This window comes from Mesorhizobium sp. LNJC405B00, assembly GCF_000502615.1.
In the GTDB taxonomy this organism is placed as follows: Bacteria; Pseudomonadota; Alphaproteobacteria; order Rhizobiales; family Rhizobiaceae; genus Mesorhizobium.
Genome location: NZ_AYWC01000042.1, coordinates 1 through 15,313 on the forward strand (window position 1 = coordinate 1; position 15,313 = coordinate 15,313).

The following is a 15,313-nucleotide window of genomic DNA, read 5'->3' on the forward strand; positions in this document are numbered from 1 at the left end:
CTGCTTTGCACACTCGCGCCAAGCAGTTGTTCCCTCTCGCCTTCAGCCTTGACAGGGAACATGAGAGACTAGCTAGACTAGAGCTGACCTGCTCCCCTGAATTGTCCTCGCTTTGAGGTTAGCCTGTTCCCCGGATGAGGAGACAGGCAATGAAACGATCGAGATTTTCTGACGAACAGATCACCGGCATTTTGAAGGAGCACCAGGCCGGGCTCTCGGCGATGGAGCTTTGCCGCAAATACGGCGTGAGCGACGCGACCTTCTACAAGTGGCGCTCAAAGTATGGCGGCATGGATGTGTCGGAGGCGAAGCGGCTGAAGGCTCTTGAGGAGGAGAATGGCAAGCTGAAGCGTCTGCTGGCCGATGCGATGCTCGACGTCTCGACCTTGCGCGAGATGCTCGGAAAAAACTTCTGACGCCTGGGTCAAGGAGAACTGCTGTGACCTGGGCGATCAAGAACAAGGGCTATTCGCAGCGTCGCGCCTGCGGGCTCGTCGACATGGAGCCGCGTGTCTACCGCTACCGTCCGTCCCGACTGGATGATGTCGGTTTGCGCAAGCGGCTGCGGGAACTGGCCGCCGAACGCCGGCGCTTCGGTTACCGTCGGCTCCACCTTCTCCTGAAGCGCGAAGGCGTGGCAGTGAACTGGAAGAAGCTCTATCGCCTCTATCGCGAGGAGCGACTGACGGTGCGCAAGCGCGGCGGCCGCAAGCGGGCCTTGGGCACCAGGGCGCCGATGGCGATACCGCAGGATGCCAACCGGCGCTGGAGCTTGGACTTCGTCTCCGACACGCTGACCGATGGCCGCCGCTTCCGGATCCTGTGCGTCATCGACGACTTCAGCCGGGAGTATCTGGCCACGATCGTCGACAACTCGATCTCCGGCGAGCGTGTTGCCCGCGAACTCGACATCATCGCCGAGCATCGCGGCTATCCCTGCATGATCGTGTCGGACAACGGCACCGAGTTGACCTCAAACGCTATCCTCGCCTGGCAAGAGGATCGGCGTGTCGAATGGCATTACATCGCGCCGGGCAAGCCGATGCAGACGGATGTTGTAGAATAGCCCCTTCTTCTCATTCGGCGGCTTTTTCCACAGCCTTTCTTTCCGGCCTCGTTCGCCATCGGGAAGTCGCTGCTGCATAGGCAGCTTCCGCCTTCTCGACTCGGGACCGTTCTTCGGCGCGCTTGGCCGGGATGTTGTAGTCGAAGGCGGTGCCGCGTCTGGCATGGCTGGTCGGAAGGCCGGCACGCAGCTCGACCGATCTGAACTTGCGGGCGAGCAAGGCCGGCCGGGCCCAGATGTAGTCGGTATCCTTGCTCAGCATGTGCCAGATGATCATTGCAAGCTTGCGTGCAGTGGCGACGGCCGCGATGTGCTTCCCCCGACGCGAGGCGATTCGCTTGGAGAAGGCGCGTAGAGGTCCTGGCGATCGCACAGCCGCCCATGCCGCCTCAACCAGCATTCCCCGCGCATGGCCGCGGCCCTGCTTCGTGATGCGCCCGTGATAGGCTGGCCCCTCACCGGACTGCCGCACGCTCGGATTGAGGCCAAGATAGGCGGCAAGCCTCTGTGGATCGCTGAAGCGACGAATGTCGCCGATCGCCGCGGCAACGCTCNTGAGGCCAAGATAGGCGGCAAGCCTCTGTGGATCGCTGAAGCGACGAATGTCGCCGATCGCCGCGGCAACGCTCGCAGACACGGTGACGTCGAGGCCGGGCAACGTCATCAGGCGGCGGATTATCGGATCCTGGAGGGTATGCACGGCGATATCCGCCTCGACCACCGTCAACGCCTCATTGACCTGGTTAATCAAGCCGAGGTGGCGTTTGATGGCGGCGCGCTCATCCGCAGGCAATATTTGCCTCGTCAGCCATTTACGCCCGCTGATCCCGACGAGGTTCCCATGTGGACACGGCGGGATCAGATGTGCGTGGAGTATCGACTGGATCAGGTTCTTCAGCCGCGAACGCTGGCGAACCAGCTGCGTCCACTTGGGGACCTGTCTTCGGAGCGCAAGCGTCTCCGGGTCTGCGACCCAGACCTCCGGCAGAAAGCCCGAGGCGAAGAGCTTCGCAAGGACAGTGGCATCGATCGTGTCGTCTTCACCTTCGCGTGCGCGATTATGTGCACCTGCTTGGGATTGGCGATCACGATCCGATCCACGTAGGGCGACAGCACTTCAGCGACGGCCGCGGCATTGCCGGTCGCCTCGATCACCACATGATCATCATGGGTGAGTTCCCTCCTGGCGAACTCCTCAAGCCTATTGCGCAACATTTGAACGCGGCCGAGCTTGACGATCTCGCCATCAAGCAACGACACGACCTCGGCGGCTACGCGGTGTATGTCCATGCCGATATACGCACGGTTCCCTCCATGGTTGGTCACGAACAGGGAGCCAGCGGGCAACACGACAAATACATATCCGCGCTCGCAGCGCATCCGGGCGAGTCATAGGGGCGGCCAGATAACCTGCTCGAACTCTCAGTTCATCTGCATACGACGGCCTGCCCGCACTTGCGTGCTCCCGGTGCCCCGTGGCCCGGATGCGCCAAGCCTAGCCGACCTAGCGACCAAACATACGCTGGCACCAAGAACAACATGAGGGATAACGGTTATGTGGAATCCGCGACGGGCTCTTGAACGAGAGCCTGTTCTTCGGCCTCGAGCAGCGCCATCGCCGAATGGCGGGAGGACTTCAACACCCGGAGGCCTCATTCCTCGCTCGGCTACCAGACCCCGGCGGTATACGCCGAGGACATCACCGCAACCGGCTCCGACGCTGTGCTGATGGAAGCGAGGTCGAAGCCTTCGACGCCTTCGTGAAACTAATTCCTAATCGGTGTCGACGCGATGACGGCGCCGACCCGAGCGGAAACAAACCGCGGTACCGGTCAATTGAGATCGCGAGAGGACTCCTTAATCTCGTCACGTTCCATGACAAGTTCCTCGCCGTCATATGCGACTATGCGTGTCTCGATGCGCCATACCTCGCTCAGCGCGCGCACGGTGGCCGAGACTTTGACGCGAACCTTCCAGTCCCCGCGGGCATAGGAGACTTCTCGAGTGCAAGTGCCGCGCGCCGTGGTTGGATGGTTGGGATTCACGGTGAATGTGTCGGTGTGCTTGGCCGAAACGATCATGCCGGTATGTGGGTGCAGCACGGTTCCCGTGTCGCTAGTGACGCGGGACGTGGTTTCGCCGGTGACCTGGTCGGTGACCACATCACAGCGGGATGGCTCGCCGGGCTCCAGCACTTCCTTTTCCATGGGTTGCGCGCCTTCGGGTGCGCCGAAGGACGCCAGCGTCCCGTCGAGCGCCTGCGGCTTGCGCACGGGCAGGATGAGACGGCTGCCTTCGCAATGGAGCGACAAGGTGGCGTTCTCTGGTCCGGGGAACACGGTCGGCCAATGACTGGTCGCAATGGTCAACCGGATGCGCTGACCGGGATCGAAGCGCTGGCCACAGCTGCGAAGTTTCAGCCGCACCATTTCCGGCTTGCCCGGTACCATTGGCGAGATATCGAGATCGTCATACCGGTGCGATAGGTTGAGGATGCCGTAGCTGACGTCTGCTGCCCCGCCGTCCTCCGGCACGAGGGAAAGTGTGGCTGAAAGAATTGCCACCGGCTTGTCGGAGGCGAGCGTCACCTCGAATTCGGGAAGGCCCAGGATTTCGACGGCTTCGGTCAACGGCTCGGTTTCAAATACTAGCGCGTTGTCCGTTTCTACGCCCTGATCGACGGGCAACATTGGTGTCACTCCGAACCCACGATAGGTACCGACCGTGGCAGGAGAGCGGATGTCGAGTACCTCCTTGCCGCCCTCCTTCTCCGTGAGCCGGTACGGTGCGAGATTGAACGACAGTTCGCTCACACCCACCCCGGGCCAGGACGGCTCCGCTACCCAGCGGCCCGGGCGTTCGACGTGGATCGAAGCGGGATGTGCGGGATCCTGAATCCAGGCGCGCAACATCGGCTCGTCGGCGATGCCGGTGTTGATGCCTTTCAGATGCTGATCCCACCAGCGCAGGCATTCTTTCAGGAACCCGATGCGCGGTCCGGGCACGGCGATATTCGGATACATGTGACCCCAGGGACCGATCAGGCCCTTGCGAGGCCCCGGCAGGTTCTCGAGCATGCGGAATATCGCGTTGGAATACGAGTCCGCCCAGCCGCCTACAGCATAGACAGGAACCTCGACTTCGGAATAGTCCTCGCAGATGGAGCCGTGCTTGTAGAAACCGTCCCGGCGCTGGTGTTCGAACCAATCGTGCAGCCAGATACCGTTACCGTTGAGCCGCTGCTCCCACATCTGGCGCCAGCGTTCCCCGACCAGCGCGGGGTCGGGTGGGGTCATGGCAATCGCCCAGGCTGTCGCACCCCACCTCAAATTGTCGCACATCTGCGCGCCGCCCAGATAGTGGCAGTCATCGGTGTAGCGATCGTCGGTGGAACAGAGTGAGATTACCGCCTTGAGCGCCAGAGGGCGGCGGGCGGCAACTTGCAGGCCGTTGAAGCCGCCCCAGGAGATGCCGATCATACCGACGCTGCCTGAGCACCACCGTTGCTGCGCCAGCCATTCGATCACCGCCACGCAGTCGTCCTGCTCCTGGTTTAAGTATTCGCCCTCGCAGACACCTTCGCTATCACCTGAGCCGCGCATGTCGACGCGTACCCCGGCATAGCCGTAACCGGCGAAGTAGGGATGGGTGAGCGCGTCGCGTTCCACTGTCCCGTCCCGCTTGCGGTAGGGCAGGTATTCGAGGATCGCAGGTACCACGTCTTCGTCCGCGTCCTCCGGTAGCCAGATGCGTGCAGCGAGCTTCACGCCGTCTGGCATCGGAATCCAGACATTTTCGATCTCGCGCACTTTGCGAGGGAAGTCGGTAACGACGCGGATATCTTTCATGATGCATCCTCTATGTGCTCGCGCTTACGCAGGAGCTTCGACGTTCAATGGGAAATGGCAGGTCACCGGCTGGAGCCGATGGTCACGGGCTGCGGCATGCGCTCGCACAGGCGGCTGTGCGACGGGCAACGCGTGTGGAACTCGCAGCCGGAAAGACTCGCCCCCGGACGTAGGTGTCGCACAGGTTTTTTGTACGCAGCCAAACGTGGTGTCGTGGACATTATCTTCTTTCATATACAGTTCAGGCACTGGCAATTCCCAGACGCTCAACTTAATGAGCCTCTCAAAGTTGATAGGTGTATCACGCAGATCTACCGATCCACTTTCGGACAGCCCCTCGAAGTGAAGTGACGGCAGGTGACTTTTTTGCACCCGTTGCAAGGTAGATGAGTCAATAGGCATCTGGCGCCGCGGCCAAACTTCCGGCCGAGATGGTCGTCCCTCGTAATGACGTGCAATCGGCGTCCCCTAGGATCGCGTAAAGCGATCCAATACATTGCGCGTGACATGACAGGTAGCCGGGTCGTGTTGCTGAAGTCCCGCTACCCATTCGCAGCTGCCGGCATGAAATACAGAGCCGCGTCCCTTCTGGAAAGCGACAATCATTCCACACCCCCGAGCGGCGGCAGATAAGGCGGCTTCAGTTCTGACACCGTACCGTGTAAGCGCAACTCCCCTCGATTGGTCCCCCCAGTAGAGGTTCTCTCCCTTGCGGCCGTAGGCCTGCTCTAAGTTAGAGGCGAGTCCCATCGCCAAAATCTTTAGACCCTCAGGTGTCTTCATGCGGGCGCTCGGGCATGGAATGCCGTCTATCATCTCGTAATCTAATCCGTCGACTTCATAGCCAAAGATTTGCGCCTCCGAGCCGATGACATCCCCGTACCCCAGGTAGAGTCCCTCAAATGCCCAGTGGGTAGGATCGTACACGGTGAAGCCGCCGGATCCACGGGCAACCATCCCCCCTACGCCAGCGAAAGAGCCGTAATTAGTATTAAGACCAAAGGTTTGTTCCCCCGGCCATCCAATCCGCTGATGTGACCAATTGGTGGCTACTCGGCGTTCATCATTAGTGCGAGCGAGCGGGTCTTTCTCAAATGCTCTATCCTTGTAACAGACCTGAGTAATACCGTCGTCTTCTAAGCGAATCTGCCACCCGAAATCGCCGGCAAAACGGGCTACATTGCCTCCGCTCTCCATATACCGCTCGATTGCCTGTCGCATCTCCCAGGTCCAATATTCATCGTGACCGACGAACACGACACATTTGTATGCAGATAAGAGATCCGAGTCCGCGATCATATCGGCTTGAGAAACGACATCGACGCCAAGCCCCTGAGCCTCTGCCCAGCACAGGAATGGTCGCTCATAGGACGCCCAGCCGGCGCTGGCGTAAAACTTGCTAAAACCTCGTGAGCACGCAAATTCGTCCTGAAGATAACGAGGTGGCGACCTCACCGGCGTCGGTTGTTTGGCGGCTTTTCGCGGAGCGCCAGGCGGCAGCCAAATGAAACCCCTCGCCCAAGGGCGATGCAAAGTAACTTTGGGAGCAAAATGCCAACCGTCGGTCAAATTATGACCAACATAATGACTGTAGCCACCCCAATCGTTGTACGCTCTCCACGTACCTGTAGCCGAGACCAGAAGAATTTCTTTCCGCTGGTCTTCGCGAGGCAAAACAAAGAAACCATGCTCCTGTTCTCGATGCACGTCGCCCTTGCTTGCCCCACTGGTGGCAATATAAAATCCTGCTGGCGCATCATCAGGGACTCGCCAGGTCTGGCTCTCAGGCCAGTCGCAACCCCGCTCATAAAAGCGATCGCGAAGCCCCACTGATTGGCCGCTTATGCCTTCTATGCGAGCAATTTCCTGCGGCCAGATACCATCGCGAACGATGTTAATATCGAAACGCTCTGCGGTCGTGCTGGTGTGGAATCGCACCATCTCCCCGGGCTGGTATGACATTCGGTCTGTATATGTAAATACTTCTAGGTGAGCGGGATCCTGGAAGACAGTCTCATAGTACAACGTCTTCACCCCGTCGAAACCCTGTCTCCGAGGAACAAACTTAAATTGGTCCTGGCCGGGGACTCCGGCACTCACGTTTTTGCTCATTGCTTTCTCCTAGCGTTCCTGTCTGCTGACCGCACAGTTTTGGATCGACTCGAGCCGGATCCCAAGAATCCCCATCACGAGGTGGAACGTCGGGCGGCCAATCCTCATAGGCGCGGATGGTCCCCATCGATCCTGCCTACAACGAGGTCTCTTGAAGAACGTGCATTACCGAGCTTGCGACGGGCCTTCTCGTGTGCGCATGCAATCTACCCGTTGGTTGTTGCCTTCACTTTGCTAGCCAACAAGCTGCGGTGTGCTGTGGTCCTACTTCGATTGCTGGAGGCTCCTCAGCTTTGCAGCGGTCTAAGGCCAGTGTACAACGCGGATGGAAACGACATCCCTTCGGCACGCGGGCGGCGCTTGGGACCTCCCCCTGCAGGGCCGGCAGCTCGGCGCGACCTGCGTTGCCGCCAATCTGAGGGGTGGCATTACGCAAGGCGACGGTATATGGATGGCGGGGGTTGAATGTGATCTCGTCGGCGCTACCGATCTCGACCAATTTTCCAAGATACAAGACGGCAATTCTGTCGGCAATCAACCAGGCGAGCGGCAGGTCGTGGGTGATGAACAGCAGCGCCATATTGTGCTTGTCGCGCAAGTCAACCAGGACCTGAAGAATCTGTGCGCGTATCGAGACATCGAGCATCGAGACAGGCTCGTCAGCGACGATGAGCTCCGGCCTGACGGCAAGCGGTCCGGCAATCACAACCCGCTGGCGCTGCCCGCCAGACAGTTCATGTGGGAAGCGGGCGAAGAAATCATTGGGAGGATTGAGCCCGGCCGCCTCGAGCGCTTTGCTCACCCGCTCTGCAAGCTGTTTGCCATTGTCGACCAGCCGTAGGGACCGCAGCGGCTCCGCCACGATATCGAATACGGTGTGTCGCGGATTGAGCGCCTGATAGGCGTCCTGAAAGATCATTTGCACGCGATGCCGATAGGGGCGCAAAGCCGATAAGCCTTGAACGGACGTCATATCGCGGCCTTCGAACAGCAACCTGCCGCCTGTCGGCTGGGCAAGCTTGGTGATGACGCGGCCCACAGTCGTCTTGCCGCTTCCGGATTCTCCGACCAGGGCGACGATCTCGCCGCGCCCGACGGTGAGGTCGATCCCGTCTACCGCGCGCACGGCGCCGGCAGGTCGGCCCAGGACACGGTCGAACAGCCCGCCCTGGATAGGAAAATGAACTTGCAGGCTCTCGAGACGCAGGAAGTCGGCGGTATCAGGCATGGACTGCGACCTTGTCTTCCTGCGAGGACTGGTAAAGGTGACAGGCGACGCGTCCCCGCCCGAACTTATCGAGGCTAGGGACTTCGGTCGCGCAAACCGCCATAGCCGACGGGCAACGCGGATGGAAAGCGCAGCCCGAGGGTCGATTCACCAAGTTGGGGGGATCACCGGGTATTGGCCGGATCATCTTTTTGCCGCTCGCTGGGTCCGGGATCGATTCGATCAGCAGGCGGGTGTAGGGATGTTTGGGCTGGGCGAAGATCTCGGCGACAGTGCCATCCTCGACGATTCGGCCGGAATACATGATCATCACGCGATCACAAGCCTCAGCCACCACAGACAGGTCGTGGGTGATCAAAATGAGGGCCAGGTTAAGCTGCGATCGCAACTCCCCTAGCAGCTTCAGGATCTGAGCCTGTGTGATGACGTCGAGCGCCGTGGTCGGCTCGTCACCAATGATGATCGAGGGGCGACATGCGAGCGCCATCGCAATCATCACCCGTTGTCGCATCCCGCCCGACAACTCGTGAGGATAGGCAGTGCCACGATCCGCCGGAATGCCGACGAGCTCGAGCAGTTCTCTTGCCCGCGCGGTCGCCTTGCCACGCGGCATGCCGAGCTTCAGCATACACGGCTCGGCGATCTGCTTGATGATGCGGTGAACAGGATTAAGCGCATTCATCGCGCCCTGGAAGACAACGGACGTTTCGCTCCAGCGATGAGGCCGCATAGCTGCATCGTCATCGATCGGCAGTCGCTCTCCGCGATAGCGTACCTCGCCCTTGCTGACCCGTGCGTTGGGTGACAGCAGACTTGCAATCGCCATTGCGGTCGTGGTCTTGCCACTGCCCGATTCTCCGACGAGGCCAACGGCCTCTCCGGCCCGGAGCGAGAAGCTTACGCCGTCGATCGCTCGCAACGGAAGGCCCTTGAGCCCATAGTCGACAGCGAGACCGTCGACTTCCAGAAGCGATACCCTGCTATCCTCGGAGGGTATTGTCATGGAACCACCCTGCGGCGTGGATTGAACGTGTCGTCGAGGGCATTGCCGATCAGGACGAAGCTAAGCGAAACCGTGAGCACGCAAAGGCCGGGTGCGCCGAGATCCCACCAGGCTCCCGCGCTGGCCGCGCCGGCGCGCTGCGCAAGCGAAAGCAAAGTGCCCCATGAGGGCTGCAACGGATCGCCAAGCCCGAGGAACGAGAGCGACGTCTCGACATAGATTGCGCCGGCGACGACCAGCGCACCATTCGCTGCAATTTGCGGCACGATATTGGGCAGGATGTGCCGCAGCATGATGCTGAGATTGCTGCTGCCAACAACGCGTGCGCGATCTATGAATGTTCGCTCTTTAAGCGACAGTGTCTGACTGCGAACGATACGCGCGACGAACGCCCAGCTTGTCATGCCGATAACGACAAGGATCACGAAAAGAGAAGGACGAAAGCCGAGGATGTCTCCACCCCGCCCCATCACCTCAAGGATCACGGGCGTGAGAACCAGGGCCAGCACGAAGGACGGCATGACGAAAAAGAAATCCGTCAATCGCATCAGCCAGACGTCAACCCTCCCACCGTAGTAGCCCGCGGTCATACCAACCGTAGTGCCGACGACGAGGCTGATCACGGTCGCCAGAAGCGCGATCGTGAGCGATATCCGGGCACCATGGACGACCAGATTGAGCACGTCCCGCCCCACCTCATCGGTCCCCAGCAGATGCTGGACTGATGGTGGCGCGAGGAAATCGCCTGTTGCGTTGATTGCAGTCTGGAGCGGTCCCACAAGGGTATTTGGTACGGCAGCCAGCACAAGAAAGAAGACCAGGCATACGAGGCCCACCTGAGCACCGCCGTGGCCAAGAAATTGACGCAAAAAGCTTTTCATCGCGCGCGTTCGGCCTCGTCGGGAATATTGAACAATACTTTCGCTCATTACCGAACTCTTGGATCAAGAAGGCCGTAGGCGAGATCGGCTACGAGGTTTGCCACAACGATCGACGCACCAAGCAACAAGAATACGCCTTGAAGGACTGGGTAGTCCCGCGCGTTGAGCGCCTCGACCGTGAGCCCGCCAATTCCCGGCCAAGCGAAGACGGCTTCGACAGTGACGGCCCCTGCCACCACGTAGCCAAGATTGAGGGTAATCAACGTTACGACCGGCAGCATCGCATTGCGGAATGCATGACCCATCAACATCTGACCATTGGTGAGTCCCTTGGCCCGTGCGGTCACCATGTAGTCCTCCGTGACAACCTCGCTCATGGCGGCCCGGGCGACCACGACATATTGGCCGATTAGTCCGAGGGTCACCGCGGTGACCGGAAGCGCGAGATGCCGCAGGTAATCGATCAACCAATCAAGCGAACCCGTAATTGCGCCGAGCGAATGTACGCCATAGCCCGGAAGCCAGCCCAATGCCGTGCTGAAGATCACCACCAGGATCATGCCGAGCCAGAAAGCCGGCGTAGAATAGAGCGCCAGAGAGACTCCCGTGGCGATGTGGTCGACGGCTCCTCCCCGGCGCCAGCCCGCGTAAACGCCAAGCATGACCCCGCAAATGATCGCGAGGACCTGAGCTACACCGACCAGGGCGATGGTGGCCGGCAAGCGTTCCAAAATCAGGTCCGCGACATGCCTGCCTCTGAACTTGAAGCTGTAGCCGAAATCGCCTTGGAGTGTTGTCGATAGGTAGTCAAGAACCTGGTCCGGGATCAGAGGCCGGTCGAGAGCCCAGCGCTCGCGCTGGGCCTCGATCTGCTCAGCAGTTATAGAAGTTTTCGCCCCCGCCAACAACAAGTTGGCGGGATCGCCCGGAATGACTCTGAACAGGATGAAGTTTAGAATCGCCACCATAAAAAGCGTTACACCCGCCCTGAAGATGACATGCGCAATGCGACGGCTCATCTGGTCCCCCTTTCCGTCAGGATCAGTTTATCGGCCTCAAGCGGTCGAACGGATAGTAGCTGTACATCGACATTATGTCCTGGGTCCCCCACCCCTCGAAGCAATCCTTGCGACGGGCTTCGAGCAGGGTGGGGTAACAAAGCATGATATAGGGCGCTTCGGTGTAAATGAGCCGAGCCGCCTTATCGACCAGATCCTGGCTCTTCTTGAGGTCAACGGTTACGTCGGCATCCGACAGGAGCTTGTCGAATTTTTCGTTTGTCCAATACGAATGATTTCGGACGTGGTGGCTGGTGCCCATAGTGAGCATCTCGTGAGGTGTAGGGGAAATCCAGCTCGACTCAATAAGCAAGTCCCAGCCTCCACCGCCCTTCGCCGGCGCCGCTGTGCGGGCATTGAGCGCCCCGGAGTCGAGTTGGGTGACTGATAGGGGGATGCCGATTTGTCCCAACCAGCCAGCGATCAACTGCACCGCCGCAACCGGGATTTCCATGTTCCCCGAAGGATTTCCCGTAATCAACTCGAGCTGAAACCCGTTTCCCTCCTTGTCCTCCCGGATACCGTCGCTGTTTACATCCCTATAGCCGGCGTCGTCGAGCCGACGGCCTGCCTCGGTAAGATCGAAGTGGCGCCTGATGTCACCCAGATCCGAGTAGTAGTCGGCCATCACTGGCGGAATAAGCCCGCCGCCAAGGTCGGCATGCCCGCGGAAGGCCCGTTCGACAATGGTTTTTTGGTCGATCGCGTAACCGATCGCATCGCGAAACGCCGGATCCTGCAGGGCCTTCGTGCTACCTGATCCCTTCCCGGAAGCGGTGTTGAAGGCCAGAAAGTTGCGCTGTTCTACGCGCGATTCATTGACTTTGATGTCGGAGTCATTCGAGAGGTCGGTCCATTGGGCTGCCGTTAGGTAAAAGCCATAATCGAGACTGCCGCTCTTCAGCCCCTGGGCGATTGGATCGGCGGTGTTGAAGAAATTGAAGATCATGCCGGCTGTCGCTGGTTGTCCCGTGCGGAAGTACGGGTTAGGCGTGAAGCGCGCAAATTGGCCTTGCTGAAATTCCGCAACGATCATTGGGCCGGTGCCCACCAGCGGCGGCTCGTTTCGGAATGTGGCTCGCGCATCGGCATAGCTGACATCCTTCCAGGTATGCTCGGGGACAATCATCGTGACGTTCTCAACTGGCCAACGCGTGGGACTCTTGGTAACGATTTGCAGGGTGGTCTCGTCAAGGGCCGCAATGGACTCGACAAGCTCCAATCCACCAGTGTTGTTCCAGCCGGCGTTCAGCTCGTCGGGCGTCCCGATGGAGTCGCGCAGGTAATTGTAGGTAAATGCGGCGTCTCTGGCCGTGGCGGGCTTCCCGTCCGACCACTTCATGCCGGGCCAGATCTTGAAGGTCCAGGTGAGGTCGTCTTCGGCAACCGACCACTCCTTGGCGAATCCCTTCCGGTCAGTGTGGCGCTGGGCGTCCACGCCAACCAAAAAATCATAGGTGAAGGCTATAGGCCAGAACGCGCCCCACGTGGCAAAAGGGTTCATCGTGTCAGGGGCCGCCATCCCGCCTATGCGCACAACCCGATCGCCGCACGAGGAAGCAAACGCACTTGAGGACATGACCAAAGATGCTGCCGATCCCATCAGCCCCGCTTTGAGGATCGTACGACGATTGAGTAGCCGGTTATTCATTATGTACCTCCCTGACGCTAGCAAACTTAGGTTCCGCTCACGCATCCACGGCCTGCCAAAGCCAAACGGCTCCGCTAGACGGTCTGCGGCTGACTTACTGGAATGCCTGTCTATATAGAACGCTGTTCTATCCATATCTTTTCTGAACCGCATGTCAATCGGGAAAATTGGTCCCCTATAATGTGCTCACTACACAGGCCGATCGCCTGCCACTCTCCTGACCGGGTCACCGCTTTGCGATGGCGACATCACAGCCGCAGAGTGGTCGATGTCGCGCGCCAGCGACAGCGACGGCTTGTGCGACGGTTACGCATCGACATGTGGCCAAACGCCGTCCCGACCGGGATCGTAATGCCCGACCCGATGCCAAAATCGCCTGGTCAATGTCGGGAAAGATAAAGCGGCGCACGTCGCCAATCTCGGTGGCGAACGTCACAGCAACGATCAGGTCCACACCACGCAGTGTCTGCAGCGCCCGTATGAGCGGGGCGAGCGACCAGGCTGGAACGAACCCTTCGATCACAAGCTCAAGCCACTCAACCCGCTCTTTTGAGATGTGCGGACAGATTCGACCATTTCCTAGAGCGCGATCTGATGCGCAGGGTGATCGAACTGCTGCTCCTGCAACCAGCGGAGATAGCGCATCGTCCAGCACTTCTTGCGGGGATAGGACGACCGTGCTTAAGCATGAAGGCGCTCACCTGCTGCCGATGCACGCGGAGAGTCTCGACTGCGGCCGTCCGGGCGCGAACGAGATCCGCATGGCCTCATGACCTTCATCAGGAACCCGTACCGCCGTCAGTTCGCAGCGCGCAGCAGCCGGGACAGGGAGAGAGCATCCCGGCGGTTTGTCTTCACCCGATCGCCAGGCTTCGTTGGAATCAGCGACGGCGCGACCACGGTGCATTCGTGGCCAAACGAACGGATTAGCCGATGGACCATAGCCGGTTGGTCCTGCCTCGTAGCAAGAAATGGACCCGATCACTTGGCCGCGATCCGCTGGATAACGCGGCGCATGCTCGTATCCGACGCGTCGACCTCGCCGAAGAAGCGAACCTCTCCCTCCCGGCCGGCATCCGCAATCGCGATGGCGTTCCTCAGCTTGGCGACATCGATTCCGACAAATGCTTCCCTATAATCTCCCATCGCTCGCCCTCCGTACGTGAGCTCGGCCCATCCGAGATGGGGTATTCGGAGCCTCATCTTCGGGCCAGGATGCATTGTGTAGGTGTTGAAGGTGCTGCCCTTCGAGCTGATGATTAACGTGGTCTGGGTAAGGCAGCCACAAGCATCAGAAGGAGGAAGCGCAGCATGAAGCACTATGCCGCATTGGATTCGCGGTGAAAGAGACCGCAGTGTGCATCGTCGACGAAACCGGCCGGATTTGCCGCGAGGTGAAGGTCGCGAGCCATCCGCAGGATCTGGCGCAGGTGCTCAAGGACCCGCCTGGCGGCTTGAGCGCGTTGGGCTTGAAGCCGGGCCTCTGTCGCAATCGTTGTTCGAGGGCCCGGCCAGGGCCGGCCTGCCGGTGATCTGTATCGAGACCCGTCACACCAAGGCCTTCCTCAAGGCGCGGGTGAACAAGACCGACCGCAATGATGCCCGCGGCATGGCGCAGATGATGCGGGTCAACCTGCTTCGCCCGGTGCATGTGAAGACACTGACGATCCAGAAGCGCCGGGCGCTGCTGACCGCCCGCAACCTCTTACAGGCATCGCGATTGAGAACGACTTCGCGGCTTGCTGCGCAACTTCGGCCTTCTGTAACGGGCCTCGATAAGTCAATCCCTCTTTTGCGTCATCCAATCGCCCGGGTGTCGCTTCTGTACGGGGTCGGCGCGACGGCCGCCACCTGATGGGGTTTGAAGAGGATGAGGCCGAGCCAATCTCAAGCCGCGTGGTCGCAATGCCGACGTCCGAAGTTGTGGTCTGACCTGATCCATCGTCCCGGCGACGGGACTTCGCTTCGGGAAGGCCTGGTGTCGTGACCCGCCCCGAAAACTGTGGTTCTCCCTTACTTAAGCGGCTGCCGTCGTCGTCTTGGCCGCGAAGTTGCAGACAGTTGCATCGGCGAGCATGCGGTGCAGGATCACCCAAGCTTGCGCGCCAGCCCACCTTGGCCTTCTTCATCCCGGCCCGCCGGCGTATCCGCATCGCCCAGCTTTTGAGCTCCGTGCAGCGCTTGAGCGGCTTGGTCAGCATGATGTGGGCGGCCTCATAGAGCGCCGTGCGCACCGCGGCATCGCCGATCTTGCTGATGCGCTATAGTCGGTCTCGCCGGATTGATACTTCTTCGGGGTCAGGCCGGAATGCGCACCCGCCTGCTTCGACGAGCAAAATCGCCCTGGATCGTCGATCGCAGAAGCATAGGTGAGCGCGACGATCAACCGACCCCCCCGTATTGCCTCACCCAAGAGTGTTCCCAAAGAACAATGCCGTTGCCTCACTCGGATGTTCTCGATTGCCT

At 60.0% G+C, this 15,313-nt stretch carries 8 protein-coding genes and 6 pseudogenes; 4 read left to right on the top strand and 10 right to left on the bottom strand.

Translation table 11 applies throughout. The features are described 5' to 3' along the window. Positions 1-149: 149 nt before the first annotated feature. A pseudogene (locus X756_RS136750) lies at positions 150-1,048 on the top strand (IS3 family transposase); the annotation flags it as partial. 28 nt (positions 1,049-1,076) lie between these two features. On the opposite strand, the pseudogene X756_RS01000000166325 reads toward X756_RS136750, so the two are convergent. Further along, a pseudogene (locus tag X756_RS01000000166325) lies at positions 1,077-2,224 on the bottom strand (transposase). Here X756_RS01000000166325 and X756_RS1000000170690 point away from each other — a divergent pair. Continuing rightward, positions 2,117-2,461 carry a hypothetical protein gene (locus X756_RS1000000170690; RefSeq protein ID WP_348529841.1) on the top strand — a complete coding sequence of 115 codons (345 nt, stop codon included), beginning with the start codon at positions 2,117-2,119 and terminating at the stop codon, positions 2,459-2,461. The pseudogene X756_RS01000000166325 and the gene X756_RS1000000170690 overlap by 108 nt on opposite strands. Before the next feature lie 167 nt (positions 2,462-2,628). After that, positions 2,629-2,830 (top strand): annotated as a pseudogene (locus tag X756_RS1000000168410) (integrase core domain-containing protein); the annotation flags it as partial. A gap of 68 nt (positions 2,831-2,898) precedes the next feature. Here the strand turns inward: X756_RS1000000168410 and X756_RS136745 are convergent. From X756_RS136745 to X756_RS01000000166330, 8 genes and pseudogenes are all read right to left on the bottom strand, one after another. Continuing rightward, positions 2,899-4,914: a CocE/NonD family hydrolase gene (locus X756_RS136745; protein ID WP_023731861.1), complete on the bottom strand. Its 2,016-nt coding sequence runs from the start codon at positions 4,912-4,914 to the stop codon at positions 2,899-2,901. Positions 4,915-5,382: 468 nt separating this feature from the next. Beyond that, complete coding sequence (locus tag X756_RS1000000169175) at positions 5,383-7,026, bottom strand: N,N-dimethylformamidase beta subunit family domain-containing protein (protein ID WP_023731862.1); 1,644 nt, start codon at positions 7,024-7,026, stop codon at positions 5,383-5,385. 226 nt (positions 7,027-7,252) lie between these two features. After that, positions 7,253-8,254, bottom strand: coding sequence for an ABC transporter ATP-binding protein (locus tag X756_RS136735; RefSeq protein ID WP_023731863.1), 1,002 nt, complete (start codon positions 8,252-8,254; stop codon positions 7,253-7,255). Then, positions 8,247-9,257 (bottom strand): ABC transporter ATP-binding protein, encoded by a 1,011-nt coding sequence (locus X756_RS136730; protein ID WP_023731864.1) that lies wholly within the window; start codon positions 9,255-9,257, stop codon positions 8,247-8,249. The genes X756_RS136735 and X756_RS136730 overlap by 8 nt, the downstream gene beginning before the upstream one ends. After that, entirely contained in the window at positions 9,254-10,186 is a 933-nt protein-coding gene (locus X756_RS136725; protein WP_031239737.1) for an ABC transporter permease, read from the bottom strand. Before X756_RS136725 ends, X756_RS136730 begins: the two co-directional genes overlap by 4 nt. Then, complete coding sequence (locus X756_RS136720; RefSeq protein ID WP_023731866.1) at positions 10,186-11,157, bottom strand: ABC transporter permease; 972 nt, start codon at positions 11,155-11,157, stop codon at positions 10,186-10,188. Before X756_RS136720 ends, X756_RS136725 begins: the two co-directional genes overlap by 1 nt. Positions 11,158-11,179: 22 nt before the next feature. After that, positions 11,180-12,847, bottom strand: coding sequence for an ABC transporter substrate-binding protein (locus X756_RS136715; RefSeq protein WP_031239739.1), 1,668 nt, complete (start codon positions 12,845-12,847; stop codon positions 11,180-11,182). Positions 12,848-13,244: 397 nt separating this feature from the next. Further along, positions 13,245-13,993, bottom strand: a pseudogene (locus tag X756_RS01000000166330) (IS110 family transposase); the annotation flags it as partial. Between the two features lie 165 nt (positions 13,994-14,158). Between X756_RS01000000166330 and X756_RS01000000166335 the strand changes: the two are divergent. Further along, positions 14,159-14,607: pseudogene (locus tag X756_RS01000000166335) on the top strand (transposase); the annotation flags it as partial. 351 nt (positions 14,608-14,958) lie between these two features. Here the strand turns inward: X756_RS01000000166335 and X756_RS1000000168415 are convergent. Further along, positions 14,959-15,230: pseudogene (locus tag X756_RS1000000168415) on the bottom strand (transposase); the annotation flags it as partial. Positions 15,231-15,313: the final 83 nt, after the last annotated feature.

What these genes read in the sequence shown, in the direction of transcription:
- X756_RS136745 (WP_023731861.1), bottom strand. Translation starts at nt 4,914, where the DNA reads ATGAAAGATATCCGCGTCGTTACCGACTTCCCTCGCAAAGTGCGCGAG.
- X756_RS1000000169175 (WP_023731862.1), bottom strand. Translation starts at nt 7,026, where the DNA reads ATGAGCAAAAACGTGAGTGCCGGAGTCCCCGGCCAGGACCAATTTAAG.
- X756_RS136735 (WP_023731863.1), bottom strand. Translation starts at nt 8,254, where the DNA reads ATGCCTGATACCGCCGACTTCCTGCGTCTCGAGAGCCTGCAAGTTCAT.
- X756_RS136730 (WP_023731864.1), bottom strand. Translation starts at nt 9,257, where the DNA reads ATGACAATACCCTCCGAGGATAGCAGGGTATCGCTTCTGGAAGTCGAC.
- X756_RS136725 (WP_031239737.1), bottom strand. Translation starts at nt 10,186, where the DNA reads ATGAGCGAAAGTATTGTTCAATATTCCCGACGAGGCCGAACGCGCGCG.
- X756_RS136720 (WP_023731866.1), bottom strand. Translation starts at nt 11,157, where the DNA reads ATGAGCCGTCGCATTGCGCATGTCATCTTCAGGGCGGGTGTAACGCTT.
- X756_RS136715 (WP_031239739.1), bottom strand. Translation starts at nt 12,847, where the DNA reads ATGAATAACCGGCTACTCAATCGTCGTACGATCCTCAAAGCGGGGCTG.